22 protein-coding genes are annotated in these 23,183 nt (G+C 50.6%); 17 read left to right on the top strand and 5 right to left on the bottom strand.

What is annotated here, in order from left to right; all coding sequences use genetic code 11:
- Window positions 1-156 precede the first annotated feature (156 nt).
- Window positions 157-1,050: a LysR family transcriptional regulator gene (locus tag CPA45_RS20140; protein WP_096654682.1), complete on the bottom strand. Its 894-nt coding sequence runs from the start codon at window positions 1,048-1,050 to the stop codon at window positions 157-159.
- A 141-nt stretch (window positions 1,051-1,191) separates the two neighbouring features.
- Between CPA45_RS20140 and trpB the strand changes: the two genes are divergently transcribed.
- From trpB to CPA45_RS20120, 4 genes are all read left to right on the top strand, one after another.
- Window positions 1,192-2,397, top strand: coding sequence for a tryptophan synthase subunit beta (gene trpB, locus CPA45_RS20135; protein WP_096654680.1), 1,206 nt, complete (start codon window positions 1,192-1,194; stop codon window positions 2,395-2,397).
- A 20-nt stretch (window positions 2,398-2,417) separates the two neighbouring features.
- Window positions 2,418-3,257: a tryptophan synthase subunit alpha gene (gene trpA / locus CPA45_RS20130; protein ID WP_096654678.1), complete on the top strand. Its 840-nt coding sequence runs from the start codon at window positions 2,418-2,420 to the stop codon at window positions 3,255-3,257.
- 171 nt (window positions 3,258-3,428) lie between these two features.
- Window positions 3,429-4,049, top strand: coding sequence for a LysE family translocator (locus CPA45_RS20125; protein ID WP_096654676.1), 621 nt, complete (start codon window positions 3,429-3,431; stop codon window positions 4,047-4,049).
- 63 nt (window positions 4,050-4,112) lie between these two features.
- Window positions 4,113-4,865 carry a carbon-nitrogen hydrolase family protein gene (locus CPA45_RS20120; protein ID WP_096654674.1) on the top strand — a complete coding sequence of 251 codons (753 nt, stop codon included), beginning with the start codon at window positions 4,113-4,115 and terminating at the stop codon, window positions 4,863-4,865.
- An 88-nt stretch (window positions 4,866-4,953) separates the two neighbouring features.
- Here CPA45_RS20120 and CPA45_RS20115 read toward each other — a convergent pair whose 3' ends face one another.
- On the bottom strand, window positions 4,954-5,775 hold the full coding sequence (locus CPA45_RS20115) for a hypothetical protein (protein ID WP_096654672.1): 822 nt from the start codon (window positions 5,773-5,775) through the stop codon (window positions 4,954-4,956).
- Between the two features lie 645 nt (window positions 5,776-6,420).
- Between CPA45_RS20115 and CPA45_RS20110 the strand changes: the two genes are divergently transcribed.
- From CPA45_RS20110 to CPA45_RS20060, 11 genes are all read left to right on the top strand, one after another.
- Window positions 6,421-7,167 (top strand): maleate cis-trans isomerase family protein, encoded by a 747-nt coding sequence (locus tag CPA45_RS20110; protein WP_096654670.1) that lies wholly within the window; start codon window positions 6,421-6,423, stop codon window positions 7,165-7,167.
- Window positions 7,168-7,205: 38 nt separating this feature from the next.
- Window positions 7,206-11,321 (top strand): amino acid adenylation domain-containing protein, encoded by a 4,116-nt coding sequence (locus CPA45_RS20105; protein WP_096654668.1) that lies wholly within the window; start codon window positions 7,206-7,208, stop codon window positions 11,319-11,321.
- 63 nt (window positions 11,322-11,384) lie between these two features.
- The gene (locus tag CPA45_RS20100) at window positions 11,385-12,611 is read left to right on the top strand and encodes an MFS transporter (protein ID WP_096654666.1); all 1,227 of its coding nucleotides are present in this window, start codon (window positions 11,385-11,387) and stop codon (window positions 12,609-12,611) included.
- 587 nt (window positions 12,612-13,198) lie between these two features.
- Window positions 13,199-13,780: a TetR/AcrR family transcriptional regulator gene (locus CPA45_RS20095; protein WP_096654664.1), complete on the top strand. Its 582-nt coding sequence runs from the start codon at window positions 13,199-13,201 to the stop codon at window positions 13,778-13,780.
- Window positions 13,781-13,892: 112 nt separating this feature from the next.
- Complete coding sequence (locus CPA45_RS20090) at window positions 13,893-14,756, top strand: NAD(P)-dependent oxidoreductase (RefSeq protein WP_096654662.1); 864 nt, start codon at window positions 13,893-13,895, stop codon at window positions 14,754-14,756.
- Between the two features lie 450 nt (window positions 14,757-15,206).
- Window positions 15,207-15,998: a 4'-phosphopantetheinyl transferase family protein gene (locus CPA45_RS20085; RefSeq protein ID WP_096654660.1), complete on the top strand. Its 792-nt coding sequence runs from the start codon at window positions 15,207-15,209 to the stop codon at window positions 15,996-15,998.
- Between the two features lie 293 nt (window positions 15,999-16,291).
- Window positions 16,292-16,705 (top strand): TetR/AcrR family transcriptional regulator, encoded by a 414-nt coding sequence (locus tag CPA45_RS20080; protein ID WP_096654658.1) that lies wholly within the window; start codon window positions 16,292-16,294, stop codon window positions 16,703-16,705.
- Between the two features lie 42 nt (window positions 16,706-16,747).
- Window positions 16,748-17,116 (top strand): hypothetical protein, encoded by a 369-nt coding sequence (locus CPA45_RS20075; protein WP_096654656.1) that lies wholly within the window; start codon window positions 16,748-16,750, stop codon window positions 17,114-17,116.
- Between the two features lie 301 nt (window positions 17,117-17,417).
- Window positions 17,418-17,738 (top strand): hypothetical protein, encoded by a 321-nt coding sequence (locus CPA45_RS20070; RefSeq protein WP_078090314.1) that lies wholly within the window; start codon window positions 17,418-17,420, stop codon window positions 17,736-17,738.
- A gap of 25 nt (window positions 17,739-17,763) precedes the next feature.
- Window positions 17,764-18,123, top strand: coding sequence for a VOC family protein (locus CPA45_RS20065; protein ID WP_096654654.1), 360 nt, complete (start codon window positions 17,764-17,766; stop codon window positions 18,121-18,123).
- Window positions 18,124-18,138: 15 nt separating this feature from the next.
- Window positions 18,139-18,609, top strand: a complete 471-nt coding sequence (locus tag CPA45_RS20060; protein ID WP_096654692.1) for a hypothetical protein — start codon at window positions 18,139-18,141, stop codon at window positions 18,607-18,609.
- Between the two features lie 23 nt (window positions 18,610-18,632).
- On the opposite strand, the gene CPA45_RS20055 is transcribed toward CPA45_RS20060, so the two are convergent.
- A complete protein-coding gene (locus tag CPA45_RS20055; protein WP_096654652.1) occupies window positions 18,633-19,463 on the bottom strand; it encodes an SDR family oxidoreductase in 831 nt (276 codons plus the stop codon).
- Between the two features lie 105 nt (window positions 19,464-19,568).
- Between CPA45_RS20055 and CPA45_RS20050 the strand changes: the two genes are divergently transcribed.
- Window positions 19,569-20,477, top strand: a complete 909-nt coding sequence (locus tag CPA45_RS20050; RefSeq protein ID WP_096654650.1) for a LysR family transcriptional regulator — start codon at window positions 19,569-19,571, stop codon at window positions 20,475-20,477.
- A 219-nt stretch (window positions 20,478-20,696) separates the two neighbouring features.
- On the opposite strand, the gene CPA45_RS20045 is transcribed toward CPA45_RS20050, so the two are convergent.
- Together CPA45_RS20045 and CPA45_RS20040 are read right to left on the bottom strand one after the other, a co-directional pair.
- Window positions 20,697-21,329, bottom strand: coding sequence for a LysE family translocator (locus CPA45_RS20045; protein ID WP_096654648.1), 633 nt, complete (start codon window positions 21,327-21,329; stop codon window positions 20,697-20,699).
- A 44-nt stretch (window positions 21,330-21,373) separates the two neighbouring features.
- On the bottom strand, window positions 21,374-22,231 hold the full coding sequence (locus tag CPA45_RS20040) for a helix-turn-helix transcriptional regulator (RefSeq protein ID WP_096654646.1): 858 nt from the start codon (window positions 22,229-22,231) through the stop codon (window positions 21,374-21,376).
- Window positions 22,232-22,380: 149 nt separating this feature from the next.
- Here CPA45_RS20040 and CPA45_RS20035 point away from each other — a divergent pair.
- Window positions 22,381-23,183: dihydrodipicolinate synthase family protein (locus CPA45_RS20035; protein ID WP_096654644.1), on the top strand; the 803-nt coding region annotated here is incomplete at its 3' end.

Below are 23,183 nucleotides of genomic sequence, written 5' to 3'. Positions count from 1 at the left end.
AGCCCTGTGGAATACCGGACTCAGGAAATGGCAGTCAACTGATAGAGCTAACTGTCCAATAATTGGGGGTCAGTTCAAACGGAGGCGTAAGCCTCCCTACAAAACGGTAGGCTTCACAAGACACTGCATCCGCGGGGTATATAGGCCTGATATAGCTCACTCTTTAAGTGCCAGTTTAAGCCACTCTGCCAGCGCTTCACTGCGGTGAGCGTCGGTTTGTTTCGGCAGCAATAGACAGAGGCGGGCAGGCGTTTCGATACTTCCCCAGGGAGCAACCAGCCGCCCGCTGCGTAAATCGTCTTCTACCAATAGGCGAGGCGCAATGGCCACGCCTAAACCCGCCACTGCTGCTTCCATCAAGTAGTAAAGGTGGTCAAACTCCTGGCCTTTGCTGAGCGCCTGCTCAAGTTGTGCCACTTCAAGCCCTTGGGCACTGGCCCAATGTGGCCATGCCTGAGGCCGTGATGCGGTAATTAAAAGCTTATTGGCAAACAGTGATTCTGGCTCGGTAGAATCGCACTTATCTGCCAACTGTGGGCTTATTACCGCGCAAATCTGCTCCGGCATTAGCTCAACCACTTCCAAATCCGCTGGCCAGGGGGGCTCAGAAAATGCCAGCGTAGCACTGGCAGAGGAGTGGTTGCCGGGCTGCTCAGCATCACTTACCACGACTTGTAGTTTGAGTTCGGGTAGTTCCCGGTGTAGTCGATCCAGGCGAGGAATCAACCAGCGTGCCAATAGACTGCCAGGGCAGGCCAGAGTGAAGGGGGCCTCTTCCACATTACGCTTGAGGTCTGAGCAACTATCCCGCAGGCGAGAGAAGGCTTCACCCACACCGTTTTGCAGTCGCTCGCCGTGGTGAGTAAGTACCAGCCCGCGTCCTGCTTTAGCAAACAGCGCTACACCAAAATGATCATCCAGGCTTTTTAGTTGGCGGCTCACCGCGCCATGGGTCACGTTTAACTCTTCGGCCGCAGCAGTTACGCTACCCAACCGTGCAGTGGCTTCAAAGGCGCGCAGGGCGCTTAGTGGCGGCATACTGTATTGCATTAATAGTCCTATACGGCAACTCGGCTTTGACAGTTGACTAAAACTCACATATTGCTGACATCTTATCGATTTTTATCCCCGTTTGCTTGAGCTACCTTCATTGCAATCCAAATCGCTCCCAAATTGCACTCAGAGGTCGTGATGAACCAATTCGTAAACCTGCCCGATGCCAACGGCTTATTTGGCAGTTTCGGTGGCCGCTTCGTCGCCGAAACGCTGATGCCGTTAATTTTAGAGCTGCAAGATGAGTATGCGGCTGCTAAAAATGATCCCGAATTCCAGCGGCAGCTAGCCTATTTTCAGGGGGATTACGTCGGTCGGCCAAGTCCTCTCTACTTCGCGGAACGACTGACTGAGCACTTTGGTGGGGCGAGTATTTACCTAAAGCGTGAAGAGCTAAACCACACCGGCGCGCACAAGATTAACAACTGCATTGGCCAAGTACTGCTGGCCAAGCAGATGGGTAAAAAACGCATCATTGCTGAAACTGGCGCTGGAATGCATGGCGTGGCCACCGCCACCGTCGCGGCTCGTTTTGGTCTGCCTTGCGTGATCTACATGGGGTCTACAGACATAGAGCGCCAGCAGCCCAATGTGTTCCGCATGAAGTTGTTGGGAGCAGAAGTGATTCCCGTCACCTCTGGCACAGGCACACTTAAAGACGCCATGAACGAAGCGCTACGCGACTGGGTAACCAACGTAGACGATACCTTCTACATTATTGGCACTGTCGCGGGACCGCACCCGTACCCCGCCATGGTGCGCGATTTTCAGGCGGTGATCGGCCATGAAACACGCTCGCAAATGCTCGAGAAAAAGGGCCGCTTGCCGGATTCGCTGGTGGCCTGCATTGGCGGCGGTTCAAACGCCATGGGGCTATTCCACCCATTCTTAAACGACCCAGATGTGCAGATGATTGGCGTAGAAGCGGGCGGTAAAGGCGTGAACAGTGGTCTGCACGCGGCCAGCCTGAACGGCGGTACACCAGGGGTATTGCACGGCAACCGAACGTACCTACTGCAAAACGAAGATGGCCAGATTATCGACGCCCACTCGATTTCCGCAGGGCTGGATTACCCCGGTATCGGGCCAGAGCACGCATGGCTCCATGAGCAGGGGCGGGTTGAGTACGTCTCCGCCACTGACGACGAAGCGCTGGAAGCCTTCCAGATCTGCTGTCGTCAGGAAGGCATCATTCCCGCTCTGGAAACCGCCCACGCTTTGGCGGAAGTGGCTAAGCGTGCACCCCGGCTTCCTCGTGAGCACTTAATGGTGGTCAACCTTAGTGGCCGTGGCGACAAAGATATGATGAGCGTTGCCCATCATCTCGGTGAGAAATTCCAATGAGCGCGAACCAGGAGGCTGTTATGAATACCCACTCTCGTCTTGAACACTGCTTTGCCGCGCTCAAGCAGCAGAATCGACCAGCGCTGGTTAGCTACCTCACCGCAGGTGACCCAGACGCCGAGACTTCGCGTCGCCTGTTACATGGGTTGCCAGAGGCTGGTGTAGATATCATCGAACTCGGCATGCCGTTTAGCGATCCCATGGCTGATGGCCCTGCTATTCAAAAAGCCGCGCTACGTGCCCTGAAAAACGGCCAAAATCAAGCTAAAACGCTAGAAATGGTGCGTTCGTTCCGTGAACAGAACAGCACCACACCGATTGTACTGATGGGCTACTACAACCCGATTTACTGCTATGGTGTTGAGCGCTTTCTGTCTGATGCCGCCAGCGCTGGGGTCGATGGCCTGATTGTGGTGGATTTACCTCCCGAGCATGACGAAGAGCTCTGTCAGCCAGCAGCTCAGCACGGCATTGATTTTATCCGCCTAGCGACACCGACCACGGATGCTAAACGTCTACCCAAAGTGCTGGCTAACGCTTCAGGGTTTATCTACTACGTCTCTGTTGCTGGAGTTACCGGCGGTAGCGCCCCCACGCCAGAACGGTTAGAGCGCTCGGTAGCCCAACTACGTGAGCACACCAAACTGCCGATTGCTGTCGGCTTTGGCATTCGCACAGCTGAGCAAGCCGCTACCATTGGCCGCTTCAGCGATGCGGTGGTGGTTGGCTCCGCGCTTGTTGACTGCATCGAACATGCCAGTACGCCTGATGAAGCCGTTGAACAAGTACATAGCCTGGTCAGTGAACTGGCAGAAAGTGTCAGGGCATGTCGTACAGCAAGCGAGCCACAAGTTTGTTGATACAAGCAGATTGATACAGGCAGCGTAAAAAGAACGATACGTTAAGAGAGCAGGCCAGCAGCGCCTGCTCTTTTTTAAGGTTGAGCAAAATCTTAATTAAAGGTTAGTCTAGATGGGCCAGTAGTGAAATAACTAGTGCATGCTCATGCGAACAGATAGGAATGGGCTTCTATGAACCTAACCACGTTACTGCTGTTTATCCCTGCCTGCTTCGCCCTTAATATGGCGCCTGGCCCTAATAACCTGCTTTCGTTAACCAATGCTAAACGCTATGGCGTTCGGGCAGCTTGTTTAGCGGGTATTGGGCGGCTAATAGCATTCGTAGGTATGATTACGCTGGCAGCGACTGGTTTGGCGACGCTGCTTTACACCTCTGAAAAGATCTTCCTGGTCATTAAGGTTGTCGGTGGTCTCTACTTGTTATGGCTGGCATATCAACTATGGGGTGCCGATACCGCTGAACATGATGACGGTGGCACTAACCCCAGGAGCCTTTTTGAGCTAGCGCGCCAAGAGTTTTTGCTTGCCGCAGGTAATCCCAAAGCCATCCTGATTTTCACTGCATTCTTACCGCAGTTTGTGGAGCCAAGCGGCAACGTAGGGCAGCAGTTTTTAGTATTAGGCACGCTGTTTCTGCTGCTGGAGTGGGTAGCGATTGCCGGTTACGCCTATGCAGGCAGCTTTTTAAACCAGTGGTTTTCTCGACCAGCCATGCGGCGCTTATTTAACCGCGGCTGCGCAAGCCTATTAGCCAGCGCCGGGGTAGGGCTGTTACTGGCTAAAAAAGAGTGAGTACGCTGTAAGGATATTGGTTTAAGTATGCGAGGTTTCTTTACTGACTACTGCGAGGCTTGAATGAAAACGGGCAATGCCACTATCGCGTTAGCACAACTCCCGGTGGAAAAAGGTGCAGTGGCCGACAACCTTGCAATACACCTTACCTACATTCAACACGCTGCTAGGCTCGGGGCCGATGTGGTAGTTTTCCCAGAGCTTTCGCTTACCGGCTATGAGCTTGAGCTACTAGAGCAACTGGCGATGCCCAAAAGTGCAGAGACCTTCAGTACGCTTTCTACCGCTGCAGTTGCTCATAATATAGTAGTGATAGCAGGTTGCCCGTTGTTGAATGAAAGCAGTAAGCCCCACATAGGCGCTGTTATCTGTTTCCCAAGCGGAAAGCGCGATTTCTACGCAAAGCAGCACCTGCACGAAGGAGAAGAGGTTTACTGCTCGGCGGGTAATGAAAGCTACCAGTTCACGGTAAATGACACTCGCATAGCCTTGGCTATTTGCGCCGACTTCGCTCACCCCTCCCACGCAGAAGTGGCAGCTGCTCAGCGAGCAGATGTGTATATCGCCAGTGCGCTTATATCAGAAGCAGGTTACGAGCCTGATGCACAATTACTCGCCGCTATGGCAAAACGCCATCAGTTCCCAGTACTGCTTGCTAACCACATTTCCAACACGGGGGGCTGGCAAACCTGTGGCAAAAGTGGCGGCTGGAATACAGCGGGTGAGCTAGCGGTTGCTGCTAACGGTACCGAACCCAGCCTGGTGTTATGCCATGTTCAGCAAGGCATGCTGAGTGGCAGGGCGGAGGAAGTATGAACTCTGCGCCCTCGATGTCCTCGGTTGTGGAAGCGCCAATCCAGCAACGCTGTGCAAGACCAATCGGTGGTGATTGGCGCCGTAAGATTTATCCCTCCCCGAAAAAGGCGATCAGGAGGCTGCCCATCGTCGCAACCAAAACCGTATTGACACAAACCAGCCAGAAGCCAAAACGGATTAACCCGGCCTCCTCAATTCGGTTGGACTTTGCCAAGCCAGTGATCAGCGCCAGGATAGACAGCGAACCGAGCGCGCCATGCCCAGCACCGCTGTTTTGGATCGCAGCTAGCCAATTGGTATTGGGCACTGGAAGATGGGTCAAACTGGCCATGAAAATTGCATTACCGCCAATATTAGAGCCGGTGACATAGCCCGACAGGCTGGCCAGCACGGCTGCGACGGGAATTAGGCTGGTTGAAGTGAGCTGGGATAGCCCCGCCTGGAAACCGGTCAAAAAGCCGCCTTTGAGTAAGGCTTGCGACATCAGCAAGAAAAAGAAGATTGTCGCGAGTGGCTTCCAGCTGCGGTGAACCCATTCCGCGCCGTAGCCCTGTGTATGTCCTTGCGAGGGCCCCTGCGAGAGCTCTTTTGTAAGATCGCCACGGCGGTTGGCCCAAAGGACAAGCCCCAGCACGATTCCAAGCGCCAACCCTGGCGAGGCAAGGGGTTGCCAGCTTACGGCCTTGCCGGTAATGAGGACGGAGGCACTGATATCGGTGGCCAGCAAGAGGCATTTGATTACGCCAATCGTTGCCAAGAGCGCAAGATAAGGCCATGCAGATCGCGGCCAGCCGCTGATAGGCCCTTTGCACCGTGCTGTGATGAGCCCCATGCCGAGCACGACAAGTCCTGCACTCACGCCAGCAATTTCGGGGCCGGTAAAGTGGTTCACTCCAATTAGCGTGATCATGAATATTGCCCAGACGGTAACCAGCAGTACCCATGCGCGCAGGTGCCTGAGACCTGCGATCCATAGAGCAACCACACCGAGTATCAGGAAACTAAAGCGGAGGAGGCTCACGACGGCGGGAGGCTGGCTCGGCTCTGCGGCAGATCGGCGTGATTCCTCAGTATAGTATGTTCATCATAGATGGTTATCAAATGTTAAAGTTAAATTAGGAACGAAGTTAAGCAGAAAACACCATTCATGTCATTTCTTGGTTAGATCAGCGACATATAGTTGAGCCCCTAGCAGATTTGGATTGCAAGCAATGCAAACTGGTTACAGGCCGGATTTGTGCCAACTTTGGGTTTGTTAATTAAAATTCGCCCACGAAAGTGCTCAAGCTAGGGCGATATATCCGTTTCTGAGCGAGCTTTGATTGTTTCTTAACAAGTGATCCCATCACGCGATCCAATTTTGGGTATGCACTAAGGGAATTTCACGCATAAAAGATCAAAATTTGGTTAAGAAAAAAAGATAATCTTTGTGGAATGATCGTTCCAGATGGCGTATTATGCCTCCGTTTTGGGAAACTGCGCTCATCGGGCGAATGTGCCTTAGGCAACAAAAAGTGTAGAAAAGCGCGCTAACAAGCAGAGAAGGAAATCTCTAATGAATATGCTGGGCCATCGCTTACGTGTGGGGGTTGTCATCCCCTCTACCAACACCTCGGTGCAACCAGAAATGGATGATCTGCGGCCGTATGGCGTGACTAATCACATCGGCCGCATGGTGATAGTTGATAACAATCTGACAGAGGAATGCGGATTCAATAGCGTGATTCAAGCTATGCGTAGTGCTACTACTCCGGCTATTCAAAGCATGAAGGATTGTAAGCTGGATCGCGTCATTGTGGCTGTATCGCCGGATGCATACTGGCGTGGCAGGGACATGCATCTGAAGATGCTTTCGGATCTCCAGGAAACGGCAGGAGGCATTGGCATCACCACAAGTGCGGATGCTATTGGCTTGGCTTTGAAAAAGCTAGGCGATGTCCACCGAATTGGTTTGATCTCTCCGTACACGACAATCGGGGATGAAGCTGTTTCGCAATTTTTCACTGATAACGGGTACGAGATTCTAGCTCTTGCCAATTTAGGTGGAAAAAGTCCTTCTCGCATCTCTTCGGTCAGCCAGGAGGATCTTCGCCATGCGGTGGAGGTGGCCAATGCACCAGATGTACAGGCAATTGTTCAGGTGGGTACCAACGTGCCTATGGCTGCTTTCGCAGCAGCAGCTGAGCAGTGGACTGGAAAGCCTGTTATCGCCAACAACTCTGTCCTGTACTGGCATGCGCTGCGTATGAGCGGTATTGAGGATCAATTCTCTGGATCCGGAAAGTTGTTTAGTCGCTACTAGATAAGAGAACTATTCTAAAAAGGGGAGCAGGGGCGATTATGTTGGTAACTAATCTTTTTGTGAAGAGAAACAATCAATACCATTCTTATGATGAGAACGTGCAGCACACGACAACGCTTCCAACATTGCTGTTGTCAGGTTTGCAGGTTTTGCGCAACGATCTTGCGATCGTAGATGATAAAACAAGTTATAGCTATGAGGACGCAGTTTTGCGTGCAATAAATATTGCCGCGGCGCTGCGCCGTTTCGGGGTTGGTCACAATGACTGCATCGGATTATTCATGGATGCATCTGCTGACCTTCCGCTGAGTGCTTGGGGAATCCTATTTGCCGGTGCGGCATATCTGCCGTTAAGTCCCGAATATCCGCATGAGCGCCTATCTTACATGCTCAAGGATGCACGTGTGAAATTGGTTCTGAGTAACCATCACAGCCAATCACGCTTGGATGAGTTGTTATTACCTGGAGTTAAAGTCTGCAACATAGATGATATACCGGCAGCTAGCTTTGAGGAAATAGATAGCCTAGTGGCAGAAATTTACGAGCAGAACGATAGTGATCTAGCTTATGTCATCTATACCTCTGGCACAACTGGAAAGCCTAAAGGTGTTGCCATTTCCCAGCAGGCAATCGTTAATCAGATGCGCTGGATTTCTGAAGAAGGTTACTTGGATCGTGGGCATAGAGTTCTACAAAAGACACCCGTAAGTTTTGATGCAGCGCAATGGGAGCTGCTTGGTATGTGCTGTGGTGCTTGTGTCGTGATGGCTGAATCTGGGAGCTATCGCGATCCGGAAGGCCTGGTTCGCCAGATTAAACAACACGAAATAACTACGTTGCAGGGTGTTCCTACTTTGTGGCAGGCGCTTACTGAGCTTGAAGAATTTACTAGTTGTGAAAGCTTGCGCAGCTTATTCAGCGGTGGAGAGGGGTTGTCACGAAAGTTAGCGCGCCAAATTATCCACCTCATGCCCAATACAAAGTTGATTAACCTTTACGGCCCAACTGAGTGCACCATTAATGCTACTCACTTTGAGGTTAAGAAAGACAAAGTTAAGGAAGACTGGGAAGTTGTGCCAATCGGACGGCCAGTGGACGGGCTCAGTTGCCATGTGTTGGATAGTCAGCTGAACGCCGTAAAACTTGGCGATACTGGTGAGCTATTTATAAGCGGCAGTCAACTTGCCGATGGCTATTTGTTTCGGCCAGAACAAACGGATGAGAGGTTTGTTACTGTCACAGTAGCAACTTCCGCGGAGTCTTTGCGGATGTATCGAACAGGGGATTTAGTGCGGCAGGATTATGATGGTGTACTGCATTTCGTTGGCCGTGTTGATAATCAAGTTAAGTTTCGAGGCTATCGCATTGAGCTAGACGAGATCCGCCTGGCAATCGAAAACCATAGCTGGGTTAAGTCTGCCGCGGTATTCGTGGCTGAAAACACACATAGTGGTCATGCACAGTTAGTTGGTGCGGTTGAGCTGAATCCAAGCGAAGCCCTTCTAATGGATCAAGACGCGGCGGAGTCACACCATCAGACAAAGTCAACGCGCGTTCAGATCAGGGCGCAGCTATCTGGCCGAGGCCTTCGCAACGACGATAGTCTTATGTTTATGCCTCAGATAGTGCTCAAGGGGAAGCAGGAAAGCGCTACTCAAAGAGCTCGGGCATTTGCACGAAAAACCTATCGCTTTTATCACGGAGGTAAGGTTAAGCATGATGATTTGCTTACTCTGCTTGGCATGGAACCTCCTACCGGGGCCTCCAAGAAGCTGACGGAGTTGGACGCAGAGAAGATTGGTGTACTGTTACGCGATTTGGGGCAGTTCAGCAGCGAAGAGCGTTTGCTACCGAAATTTGGGTATGCCTCTCCTGGGGCTTTATATGCCACGCAACTGTATGTCGAAATCGTTGGCATCACAGGGGTGCCTGACGGCGTGCACTACTACCACCCCGCTAAGCACAGTCTTTATCGCATGGCGGATGCTGATGCTAGTGGTGACATGCCTAGGTTGAAACTACATTTTGTTGGCAATATTCCGGCGATCCGCGAAGTTTACAAAAATAACATCCGCGAGGTCTTGGAAATGGAATGTGGTCATATGCTGGGATTGCTGGACTATGCCCTTCCTGAATACGGCTATGGAATTGGTAGCGGCCAGTACGCCCCATCGGTGTTGGAGAAACTGTCATGCCCGCCTGAGCACGACTACTTGGGCAGCTATGACATTGTCTCATTGAATGAGCGCGTCAACACCTTGGCTGTGGATGTGTATCTGCAAGCTCATCAGGGGCGAATTAACGGTATGCCTGATGGTAGTTATCACTACCTTGATGGAAAGTTAGTACGTATATCTGACTTTATAGTTGAGCAACGCCATGTCATTGCCATTAACCAGCAGGTGTATCAGCGTTCTAGTGGAGGCATTGCATTCATCAGCCAAAGCCATGAGCCATGGCGGAACTATATTGACGTGGGGCGCTGCCTTCAACGCGTGCAGATGAACCAAATCGGAATTGGTACCATGTCGTCGGGCTATAGCTCTAAAAGCGGTAATCCACTGGCGACTTCTCTTCGTCTAAACGATATCGTTGCTGCTGCGGGTGGTCAGAGTGGACCCAGCTATTTCTGTTTATTTGGCAAGATCTCCGAGTCACAAGCCCGTCATGTAGGCATGGACGAGGATGCAGTTCACATGAAAGGTCCGGCCGAGCTGATACGTGAAGATCTTCTTAACCAGTTGCCGGACTATATGGTGCCTGGGCGCATAGCCATCATCAGTAGAATACCCCACAGTGTCTCAGGGAAAGTTGATGTCAACGCTCTCAAGAGCTCAGCCGAGTTTCAGTTAGTTGATATAGTGCGTCCCCATGTCGAGGCGAGAGACCAAGTGGAGGCTGTTATTAGCCGAATTTGGCGCCATGTACTAGGGCTAGAGTCTGTCTCAGTAGTGGATGATTTTTTTGAGTTGGGGGGGAACTCCATACAAGCCGTAGCGATTGCTCAGGCTATTAATAGAGAGTTCAAGACGAGTTTCCCTGTGCAGTTGATATTTACCGCTCCTACAGTCGAGAAGCTGGCAATCGCGATTAATGAAGGTGATTCACTTAGGAGTCGGGCAATTTTATTGGCTGGCAAGAGGGGCGGCGAGGCTGCAATTTTTTGTTGGCCAGGCTTAGGTGGTTATCCGATGAACTTGCGCCCGCTGGCTGAGGTGGTCGTTGAATCAGGAGATGCAGGTTTCTACGGGATACAGTCTCGCGGTATCAATAGTGGCGAGCAAGCGTTTGCTAGTATTGAGGCTATGGCTGCGGAAGATGTGCAGTTGATTCGTAGTCTACAGCCAAAAGGGCCCTATCGTCTGTGGGGGTACTCTTTCGGTGCACGTGTGGCTTACGAAACAGCGTGGCAATTAGAGCAGATTGGTGAGCCTGTCAGTGAGCTCGTGTTGCTAGCCCCAGGTTCACCAAAGCTTCCGTACACTGAGCCAGTGAGTCGTGAACAAAAGGTATTATTTGAAAACCCTGCCTTTCTGACTATCTTGCTGTCCGTGTTTGCTCATGACATAGAAGCAGAGCTTACAAGCGACTGCTTGGCATCGGTGCGTAGCCGTGCGGACTTTGTCTCATTTATTGGTTCTCATTTCCAGGCCATGGATATGGCACTGGTCGAAGCTATCTTAGATGTCGTTAGTATCACCTATTCTCCAGAGTATCAAATTGCACTATTAGATAAGCCTTTGCGATGTCGAGTAACGGTGTGGCGTGCTGCGGGTGATGGTCCTGCCTTTATTGATGATGGTCTAGAGGTAGGCCTACAGCTAGATAACAATGAGCTGGAAGTTAGCCATTACGCCATTCTGAAATCGAAAGGAATTTCGGAGTTGAAAGCTGCAGGCTTAATAGAGCCTCCAAAAGGAGTAGGGCACATGCCCCATGTTGTGATTAATTGCTTTAAAGCAGACATCCCCGCCGATAGCCTTGATAGGCTGCAGCAGCGTATCACTGATTTGCTGCAGCAAGAGCTTGGTTGTAGTCAGGACGTTGTATCTATAGACCTTATGCAGATTGAAAAGGATAACTGGCGTGAACAAGTCTATCAGCCAATGATTGAGTCTCGAGCTTCTCACCTACTGCGAAAGCCAAACTATTAATACTGAACTACACGGAGCCGAGCGGATATCAGCTTGGCCTCTTTAATCTTCTCTGGGGATACCATGAATCAACAATCCAAGCATGCCAGCATACTCTTGCTGCTGGCGATATTACTATTATCGCTTAATTTACGGCCAGCTATTTCAGCGGTTGGTCCGCTCATCCAATCGATTAGTCAATCCGCTGGAATAAATTCGGTTGGTATTAGCTTACTAACTACAATACCGGTGCTGATGATGGGATTGGGGGCGATATATGCTGGGCGCATTCGACAGTTATTGGGCGAGCGCGGAGGGATTACTATAGGTGCGATAACGATTGCCGTTGCTTGCTTCCTGCGCCTATGGGGTGGGAATGCATTCGGGCTTTTTGGTAGTGCGTTACTCGTCGGTTTGGGGATTGCAATAATCCAAGCGCTGTTGCCTGGTTTCATTAAACGAAATTTTGGGACACGAACAAGTAGCGTCATTGCGCTCTATTCGACCGGAATCGTTGCTGGAGCTGCTATCGGTTCTGGAGCCGCATCGTGGATGGAAGACCATTTTGGTTGGTTCTCGGCATTGGCCAGCTGGTCAATACCGGCGATAGTAGCGGCTTTTGTGTGGATAAGTGCGTCGCGTAGCAGCCTCTATGAAGGTCGCAGTAGTTTCTCCTCTGCCGGGCCTAGTGTGCCGTTTTGGCGGATTCCGCGCTGCTGGTCTTTGCTACTATTTTTTGGCATTGGTACTGGAGCATTTATGTTAGCAATGGCGTGGATCTCGCCGTTCTATATTGGGTTGGGTATCGTCAAGGGCGAGGCGGGCATACTGCTCTCAGTACTGACGGTGATTGAAGCTCTGACCGCGCTCTGGCTATCATTTACTATCAATCGATTTCCTGATCGACGAGGCCTTTTGATCACTTCATTGCTGCTAGTTGCTACTGGATTTCTATTGCTAATGATGGCGCCTTTGGTTGCACCCTACCTTACAGTAGCGCTACTTGGTGTCGGAATTGGCATTTTATTTCCGCTATCGATTATAGTCGCTATGGATCATCTGAAAGATCCGACGTTAGCTGGAAACTTCACGGCTTTTGTGCAGGGTGGCGGCTTCATTATTGCTAGTTTAGTGCCTCTTACTGCTGGCGGTTTGAATGATGTATTCAATGATCTATCTTATATATGGGCGCTTATGGCTATTGCCAGCCTGAGCATGCTGGTGGTGGCGGTACGTTTATCCCCCCAGAGCTATGTTCAGTTCCAGAAGGATTTGTTAGGAGTTCAACCTGAAAGACTGCAGGTAACTTAGATTAACTGGCATAACCTATATTTTAAGATTGGAATGAAGTAGTTGAGCTTAAAATAGGTCAATATCTTAGTCTTTCTAGGTGCCTCTGAATCAACAGCCGATATAGACTAATAGTGGGAGGCAGTGAGTCTTTCACTGGCCTTCTGCGACTGGTAGTGAGCTGTCTCAAGCCTAGATAGTTCAATTCAATTTGTTGTACCAGTTATGATCACCAGTGATATATATGGTACTCATGTGGAGAAGGAGTAGGTTCAAGTATTCTAGCGCTGTACTTGTGCATCTGATAAAAAAGTTAATATATTTGATGCTTAATATTTCAATGGAATATTGAGGATGTAAATACGAAGGAGAATCCTGACAGGCTCCGTATACTTTGAAAGACAAAGCCGAAGATGTGCAATCATGCAATTATGGTGGTTGTTGTTTTCTGGGGTGGAGTTAGAAGCAGGCGTAATGCTCTTCCTTGCTGAGTTTCTCTAAGCATTACCCATAGTGCTGCTACTTGGTGTCCTTGAATTGCTATTGACGCTCCAGGTATCGCATCGTACACTAAGAGGAATGATCGTTCTTTTTATGGAACAGTTTTAATGCGCACCAAAGAATTCGAGCCTGATGATGTTGCTGATGCTGCGATGCGTGTTTTCTGGCAGCGTGGCTTTGCTGCGACCTCAGTGCAGGATTTGGTCGAAGGTACTGGATTATCGCGTAGCAGCTTATATAGCACATTTGAGAATAAGCAAGGGCTATATCAGCAGGCTTTGCGCCGCTATCAGGCTATTACTACGGCCAACGTTGAGCTGTTGTCTAGCCCTGGCTCTCCTAAGAGGTTGATCCGACATCTACTGATGCTGATCGTCGAAGATGAGCTGAGTGACCCGCAGCGACGTGGATGTCTAGTTGCTAATGCCACGCTGGAACTGGCCGGTCATGATGAGGCTATTGCTGAACTGGTGGCTCATAACTTCCAGCGTTTGCAAAAGTCATTGGAAAAGTTGATTCACCGAGGACAGAAGTCGGGCGAGGTCGATGCTCAAAAGAGCGCGCGTGCATTGGCACATTTCTTTGTAAACACCATGCAGGGGCTGCGTGTGTTGGGTAAAGGTAGTCCTGCGCAACAACGTCGTCAATGCATGCTGGATGTAGTTGACGTAGCACTCGATACTCTGTAATTATCAAGACCAATGGAGCAGAAGAGTATTCAGGTGCCGTTTTTTTTGCTCTTTACTGGAATGATCATTCCATTATGTTTTGTTTTCTTTATTTGCCATTCAAGGAGTTCTTATGAATACTGACAAAAAACCTACCATTGCCGTTTTAGGCACTGGTCTGATAGGGGCCCCTGTCGCACTCAACCTACACAAGCAAGGATTCAAAGTGCATGCCTGGAATCGCACCGCTGCTAAGGCGAAGGCGTTGGTGGTTGATGGGGTTCAGGCATTTGACACCCCAGCCAACGCGGTGCAGGGTGCTGATATCATCGTGACCGTGCTCACGGATAGCGAGAGTGTCCAGGGGGTCATGCAGGAGGCGGCGCCAGCCCTGAAGCAGGGAGCTATCTGGGTGCAATTAAGTACGGTTGGCATCGAAGGTATCGGCACTCTGGCGGCGTTGGCCGAACGGCATGGGTTGGTGTTCTATGACGCTCCGGTGCAGGGCACGCGACAGCCAGCCGAACTCGCCCAACTGATCATCCTGGCATCCGGTCCAGTCGAGCAACGTGCAGTCGTGCAGCCTGTTTTTGATGCCATCGGCAAGCGCACTCTGTGGGTATCGGAGCAAATTGGTGGCAGCAGCCGCTTAAAGCTAGCGCTCAATAATTGGGCTTTCGCGTTGACCCATGGACTGGCCGAGAGCATCGCTATTGCTAAGGGGCTAGGCATTGATCCTGCACTGGTAGTGGATGTAGTCACTGGTGGGCCAATGGACAGCGGCTACTTCCAAGCCAAGGCTGCCGCCATCCTTGCAGAGAACTATACAGCCAGTTTCTCCATTGCCAATGCGGTGAAGGATGCTCAGCTGGTGGTGGATGCTGCAGCACAAGCTGGTTTGCAGGTGGGTGTGGCGCAAGCAAGTCTCCGGCGTTTCGAGCGGGTACAGGAGGCTGGGCACGGCGACAAGGACATGGCCGCGTCTTATCTTGCCTGATGACAGCTACAGTCGCGTGGTCAAGCCTTAGTTAATAATAGTGGCTATCTGGCGAGACCCTTTACGTACGACGTACGTGTGTGGGGGGCTCCTGCAGGGCTGTAGGGCGACGAAGATGAACAATGCCAGTGTTACAATTTTGGCATCGGAATGGATTTTTGTGGTGGAGTGCCTCCTCTATGCTGCGCATTAGCACACTGAAAATTCTGGTGTATGAAAAGACGGCGTAGGGGAGGGAGAATGCCCAGCTATTTAGAGATAGCGTTATTGGTTAAGAGACTCCTGTGCTTTTTATAGTCGCAACATCGATTCCATCCATGCTCGGCATCAAGCCGCGGAGTCTTGTTATGGGCAAAGTTGCTGGGTGAGAGTCAAGATTCAATGCCGCTAGGTATCTATCGAGTGCTTCTATTGTAGCATCAGTCTCTAAAGTGAAAGGAATTACCGAACGTGGGAAACCGGCCGTTGCTTTTGACACCATCTCCATCTTGTGTAGATATTTGGTTGACTTGGCTTGATGATGTCAAATACGCGAATGTTCTTAATCACTATGTTTCTATACTGAGTGCCCAGGAGAAAGAACAGTATCAGAGGTTTTGTTTTGAGGAAGATCGCATACGCTACCTAGTAGCTCGTGCTCTTATACGCACAACTCTATCGCGTTATGCTCACGTGTCACCGATAGATTGGTTATTTACCACCAATAGCCATGGACGACCCGCAATTGCTCCTACTTTGCCACTCGCCGATTCCGTCTCGTTTAATCTTTCACATACTCGCAAGTTGATAGCGCTTGCGGTTACAGCTGGGCATGAAGTTGGAATCGACGTAGAGAATATCGTGGAGCGGCACGCTGCTTTTGATATTGTCAGTCAGTGTTTCTCAGCATCCGAAGCAAAAGAAATTCAAGCGGCATGCCCTGAAGCGCAGTCCCGCCTTTTTTTTGAGTACTGGACACTTAAAGAGGCCTATGCTAAAGCACGTGGGTTTGGATTGTCCATACCACTCGATCAGTGCTCTTTCGACCTTTCTCAGTCTAGCAGCATTGAATTACTGGTCACTCAGCAGTTAAACGATGACAGTGCTCGTTGGTTTCTATGCCAATACTATCCAGATGCTACACACGTTCTCGCACTCTGCGTATCTATAAATGAGCCAAAACAACAAGTAACAATTCGCCGACTGGTGCCCCTCCTATCAGAGAGAGCCTTGGACTTACATCCAGGTCGGGTATCGATTTAAACTGGGCTCTTTGCTATTACTAATACAACGTAGTTTTACTCGTGTCCCCATTTGTGCTTTTGAGCCTTGCGACGTCACCCCTTTTTTAGTAGCAACCGGGTTTAGAGTCAGAAGTTACTTTATCGTTTTTGACAGCCAGTTTCATTACAGCACTTCCCCTCGCTTTGCCGAAAACTGCATAGATGAATAAAAGTATTCTTTAGTTTAGTTATCAGCTTGTATATCACCGGCTAGTGACGTCAAGGTCACTAACCGGTGACAAAATGAGTTTTAGGCAACCGGAGTGCAACGTAATGCGGGACCGAAAGCAGTCTGAGCAGCGGTTGATACGCGCGTTGGGCGATATTGTGGCCAAGCAAGGTTTTAAGGGGCTAGGTGTTGACGCCGTGGCTCGAACTGCAGGTGTGGATAAGGTACTCATCTATAGCTACTTCGATGGTCTGCCAAATCTGCTCAAAGCCTACGGCGAGAGCGGAGACTTTTGGCCGGTGATTACTGAAGTACTGGATGGTGACTCTGTTGGGATAAGCACGCTCCCCATTCAGGAACGATTGGAGCGTGTGATCTTGGGGTTACTAAATAATTGCGGGTATTCAGTACCTGATGATCCGTACCCGTTGCGACGCCGCTTATGGAGGGCTGCCGCTAGATACGGAAGAGGGCCGTTTGAGAATTCAGCGTGGTATATCCCTGGCTTGCCGAATTGAAGTGGCCAATACAGGTGATTCCCTAATGCGAAAGGAAAAATAATGCCAGCCAGACTAGTGAGAAAGACGATTATTGTAGGGTTTGCTCTGGTCGGTTTTGTGAGCGTATTGCTCCTTTGTATCGGCCTAATCATGGATTTTCGATCCATTGATCAAACCCAGGGCGGTTACGAACCTCCTTACACCGACTTCACCGGTCAGCCGATACGCTGGCAGGAACTTGATACCACGGCAACAGGTATGGTGCATCGCGGCTATGTTGTAGATGTGCTGATCGACTGCAGCTCAGGCATGATGACGTTTGATGTGTTTGGCTTAGCGATCCCCTGGCGTAACTTTTCTGATCGCGTCTTAGTGGTTCATAAACCACGGGATGCCTGCGAAGAGCGGGGGTTCTCCCCCAGGTTTTAATGGCAGATGCTTTGGTGTGCATCGCCAGTGCAATTAACTCGAAAGCAGGTTGCGCGCTGAAGGTATTGCTACTTGCTGCCATGGTGTGTTGTTTTCAATAATTCGATGTGCCGCTCTTTAATGGGGTAGATACACTTCGTTAGCAAAACTGCCCATTTCTTGTCGCTTGTGCAACTTCGTAGCTACAGGCATTATCAGTGCTTACTGCTACCTGTAGATAACGTAGCATTTGGTTATGTGTGTTTAACGCGCATTTGCTGAAGATGGTAACTATGAAAGTGTACAAAACCCGAGGGTAATAATGGGCAAGCTATTTTCACTGATTGTACTGGTAGCACTTGGCTACACTGGCCTGTACTTCTATTACGGCGTTGTCGTTAAACAGGAAATACAGCAGCAGCTGGATAGTCACGGCCTCTCTGCTGTTAGCGTTGATAATGTCGAGTATGGAGTGTGGGCCCCAGTTAGCACTTCAGCGAACATCTCGGTGACAGTCACTTACCGCGGTTCTCAAGCGGCACTGGATTTGGCAGTACAGGGACACCCTGTATTCTCTGATGAAGTAAGTGTTCAATTTGATGGCCTTCAAGCGTTGCGCCTAGGCATTGGCTTCGGGCTGTAGCACTTCAGAAGTAAAGGAGCACCGTATGCATCAGCATGAAAAGCTCAACTACGTCGAGTTCGCAGCGAAAAACTTAGATGCTACAAAAGCATTTTTTTCTGCGGTGTTTGGCTGGGAGTTTGTCGATTACGGCCCTGAATACACCGCGTTTTCCAATCAAGGCTTGGACGGTGGCTTTTACCAAGCGGATGTCAGTAACCAAACTACTAACGGCGGTGCACTACTGGTCTTTTATAGCGCTGACATTAACGCAACACTGGCCAAGGTTGAGCAGAGTGGCGGTGAAGTCATTCTGCCGATTTTCGAATTCCCAGGTGGGTTTCGTTTTCACTTCCTGGAACCTAGTGGTAATGAGTTTGCGGTTTGGTCAGAAGCGCGCACTTAGGGGATGAGAGACGCTGTGCACCAATTAGCAGCCAAGTGGGTGGTAGGGTTACTAAAAGAGAAAGATATCCCTTTTCAAATCTGCGGAGGGTTGGCAGCAAAAGGATATGGCGCTGAGCGTGAGCTGAACGATATTGATCTGTTCGTCCCTGGCGAGCATTTTTCGTCGTTGGTTCAAGCTGGCCAAGCGTATATATCCAAGCCAGCGACACACTACTGTGAAGAGGGCTGGGATTTAACCTATGTTCAGTTCAAGTACGAAGGCGTCAAAATTGAAGTTGGCAATGCTGATGGTGCGCAGATATTCGATGCAGCCAACGAAGCCTGGGTGCCACTAAATATAGCGTTTGATCGCTATAAAACAGTCAATTTATTAGGTCTTGAGCTCCCCCTTATGCTGAAAGAGGACTTAATCCGCTATAAGTCGGTGCTTTCACGGCCAGTTGATATCGATGATATTCGAGCTATGCGTGGGCGGTCAAAGTGATGAACCGCCTCAACTGGCTTAATTCAGCTGTCCCTGTCGGCTGAAAGCGTTACCTCTTTCTGCTCCTCCAACACCCGGAGCCGTTCGCTCAACACTTGGCTGATAGACGTATAGGCGCTGCTTCCCAACGCAAGACGGAAAGGTGGTTTTTCAGCATCTGCCGCTTCGATCATGGCATCAACTGTCTTTATCGCATCGCCCTTGATTTCGAATGCGCCGGACGCCAGCGCGCGTCGAACCTCACCGGCAGGGGTGTCTTCATAGCAAGCCAGGGGCTGGGCGCGATCCAGACCAACAGCGAAGTTGGTTTCCGTCGGGCCGGGCTCAATAATCAGGCAGTCAATCCCGAATGGCGCAACCTCTTTGGCGACGGACTCGATAAAGCCTTCAATTCCCCACTTTGTCGCATGATAGAGGCTGAAGTTTGGGTAGGCGATTTGGCCTCCCTCTGACGACAATTGAACGATACGACCACCACCTTGCTGCCGTAGATGTGGAAGAACCGCGCGAATGAGCTGAATGGATCCAGTAAGATTGGTGGCGATTTGGCGCTCTATCTGCGCGTCGCTGGCTTCTTCCGCAGCGCCAAAAAGGCCATAACCAGCATTGCTTACAAGGACATCAATGTGACCGAGATCACCAAAGGCTGCATCGACTACCTGATGCACCTGTTCTGTATTGGTGACATCAAGCAGTCCAATCCAGAGACGATCACCGTATAGCGCCTTCAAGTCATCAAGACTGCCTTCCTTGCGCAGTGTTGCAGCAACGGTGTCTCCGCGCGCCAACAGCTTCTCTGTCAGCAATCTACCCAAGCCTGATGAGGTACCTGTAATAAACCATGTCTTTGTCATCTTTAGTCTCCTGTTGGATGGTATTGCAAAGAACGAGGTCATTGTGGGGGTGTCAGACTTGTGTGACTATCCGCTTAATACTGCATAACTAGATGCAAATTTCACATGAATAAGAAACCGGATCTAAATGTACTGACTGCTTTTGCGGCCATTGCTGTCCATGGTAGTTTTCGCAAAGCCGCGGATGAGCTGGGAATGCCGCCATCCACGCTGAGCCACATGATGCGCACATTGGAAGCCCAACTGAACGTACGGTTGTTCAACCGAACCACCAGAAGTGTTGCCTTAACGGATATTGGAGCCAAACTATTGAGCCGTATTCGTCCTCTGTTGCGTGACTTTGACGCCGCATTTGAAGAGATTGAAATACAGCAAAACCGGCTGAGTGGTACGGTTAAGATCAACTCAAATGAACCTGCCGCCCGCATGTTGTTGCGCCATGTTATTCCGGTTTTTCAGCAAACGTTTCCCGATATTGAAGTTGATCTTGTCACTGAAGGTAGTCTGGTGGATATCGTGGCAGAGGGCTTTGATGCAGGCATCCGCTTGGGCGAAGACGTACCTCAGGACATGATTGCCGTACGGTTCGGCCCGCAGATCCGGTTCCTGGCAGTCGCTTCGCCAGCTTATCTGGCGTTAAATCCGCCACCCCAACGGCCCGATGGCTTACACAAGCACCGCTGTATCCGTCATCGTCTGCCCAGTGGCAAGCTCTATCGTTGGGAATTTGAAAAGAACGGTGAGGAAGTGGCGGTTGACGTCCATGGCTCCATAACCCTGGATCATTTGAACCTAATGGCCGAGGCTGCAGCGGCTGGCATGGGCATCGCCTATCTGCCTGATCTGGTTGCCGGGCCTTATCTACAACAAGGCAAACTAGTACCTGTATTATCGGACTGGTGTCCACTGGGGCCGGGGCTTTGCATCTATTATCCCGGCCATCGGCATGTACCTGCACCACTACGTGCGTTTATTGATGTACTTAAGGCCGTGGACATTCCCGTTTCAAAATAGACCCTGCTGCGATGTTACTAAATGAGCGCCTCCGCTCATGTGGTTGCACAACAGCTTTAGACCGCTGATCAATCTCAACCCCCAGGGCGAACTGTCTGTGTTGGTGGATGGCGATGTAGTGTTACGGGATTCTTAGGCGATTCTTGTAACTTTCAGGCTCACCCTTGAGTTAGGTTGAGCGGTTGCTCGTGCAATATATCCTGCCGCTCTATTACGAACTCAGGGGGTGATGATCGGCACCCAAACATGCTCATAGCCAATCGATAACGCCACGGCGATCAGTAACCCAGCCATCACCCAATTAAAATACTTAATGATGCCTACGCTTTTAATGCGGTGGCCCACCAAACTACCAATCACAATGTAGCTGCCGGGTGCGCCAGCGGCTAATATCGCCAGCCCGAACGCCCAAATGATTAAGCTAACCCCTTGAATACCTGCCGCTGGAAACTGCAGCGTTGCAATGGGCAGAGTGGCGATAATGGCTTTTGGATTGAGCAATTGCATCACCAGTCCATCGCGAAAACGCAGCAGATGAGGGGCATGGTCATGCTTGTTTACATCAGTGTTTAAATCCGTGCTTAAGTCAGCGCTTGAGCGAGCAATTTTTGTAGCGAGATAAATAATATAGCCACAACCCAATGCGCTCACTACGATCAGAGCCTCTTCATCGATCCACGCGGCACCTGCCCAGCCCAATAGTAATAAGTAGGCAAGCATCGCGGTGCCCACTCCCAAACAAAACCCTAGGGATGTTTTAGCTTGGCCATTAATACCAACGTTCAAGCCAAGCAAATTCACAGGCCCAGGCGAATACATAGCGCCTAGGGCATAGGCGACGATTCCTAACATGGTAAAACCTCGTTTTTCATTACGGTTTTTTTAAGTGCGGTTTTTTAAGTGCGGTTCTTGAGCTCGGAAGGGGAGCGCGCGATATCGCATTGATACTGGTGGGGTGTCATGCCATAAATACGTTTAAAGCGGCGGTTAAAATGGCTTAGATCAGCAAAGCCAAACCGTAGGGCCACTTCATTAAGTGAGGCACCTCTTTCTAACGCAGAACGCGCCGCATTGATTCGGCAATTAATCACATACTGATGTGGGGTGATGCCGTAATACTGACGGAACAGGCGTAAAAAATGGTACTTAGACAAATGCGCTGCCTGGCAAATGTCATCAAGCGACATATCGGTTTCCAAATGGGCGTGGATATACTCTTTAGCAAGACCCAAAAGCGCATCTGGCCGGCTGATTAATTGGTTTGGCTGAGCAATGCCACCAAGTTGAACGGTTCGCTCAATAACCCGATACAGCGCATTTTCCTGATCAATACAGCTGCCTGCCTGCGAGGTGACCAAGCGCGCCAGTTCCAAAATGGCGTCGCGCAGTTGAACATCCTGAATCAGTGTTTGGTTGGAACGAAAATCTGCTGAATGTTCACGCCCAAGGGCATCAGCGAACAGTGGTTTGACCTGTTCTGGGTGGGTATAAACCATCAGATAGTCCAGCGCGCGCTCACCGCCTGGTTGGCCGTCGTGAACCTCCTCTGGATTAAACAGAATCACGTTGCCAGGTGGGCTTCGGTGGAACTGCCCGCCGCTGAAGAAGTCTTGCCGTCCAGCCAGCGTCACGCCGAAAGCATACTCATCATGGGCATGACGGTCGTAGCTGAAGTCTTCAATCGCCGCTTGAAGTACCGTCAGTGTTGGCACATGTTGACTTTTGATGAATTGAAACCGGCTTGCATTCGCCATGCCGAGCCCCTCCTGATTAAGCACTGCGCCTAGCTTAAGCTCTCCTTGATACCGAATGCTTGTACATAATTGCTAATCGATTATGCGGGATACTTTTTATCGAGTATTTTAAAAGCTTCTTGTCAGCCATCATAAAAGGATCACGCACCATGTTTACCGGCCTAAGCGCATTTCCGCTAACACCCATGAATGAGCAGGGCATTTATGAGCATGAGTTTACCCGTTTGGTAGAGCGCTTGGTTGAGGCCGGGGTAGACTCTATCGGTGTGCTGGGCTCAACCGGCAATTATGCCTATTTAAATGGTGAAGAGCGTGCGCATGTTGCCAAGCTGTGCGTTAAGCATGCTGGCAATGTGCCGGTGGTGGTGGGGATCGGTGCGCTACGTACCCGTGATGTGTTGGCCAATGCAGAAAGCGCCCAGCAAGCAGGGGCTAGTGGTGTGCTGCTGGCGCCGGTCTCGTACCAAAAGCTAACCGATGATGAGGTGTTTAGCCTTTATGAAACGGTCTGCGGCTCGTTAAGCGTGCCGCTATGCGTGTATGACAACCCTGGCACGACGCACTTTGATTTCAGCGATGAACTACATGGGCGCATCGCCCAACTGCCTCAGGTTCGTTCGATTAAAATTCCCCCTGTGCCAAATGATGTGGCCGCCGCAAAAGAGCGCGTGGCACGGCTGCGTGCGTTGATTCCTAGCGAGGTTACCATTGGCATTAGTGGCGACGCGGCCGCCGCCACAGGGCTGCTTGCTGGTTGCGATGCCTGGTACTCGGTGATTGGCGGGCTATATCCCGAGGCCGCACTGACGCTAACCCGTGCTGCACAATCGGGAGATGCTCAGCAAGCCAATGCGCTTTCTGTAGCGCTTGAACCATTATGGGCGCTCTACCGTGACTACAGCGGTAGCCTACGGGTAGCGGCCACCATCGCGGAACTAACCGGCAGAGTGAG

Source organism: Vreelandella nigrificans (assembly GCF_002374315.1).
GTDB classification, from domain to species: domain Bacteria; phylum Pseudomonadota; class Gammaproteobacteria; order Pseudomonadales; family Halomonadaceae; genus Vreelandella; species Vreelandella nigrificans.
The sequence above is the reverse complement of the archived record's forward strand: the minus strand, read 5'-3'. Positions and strand labels throughout refer to the sequence as shown.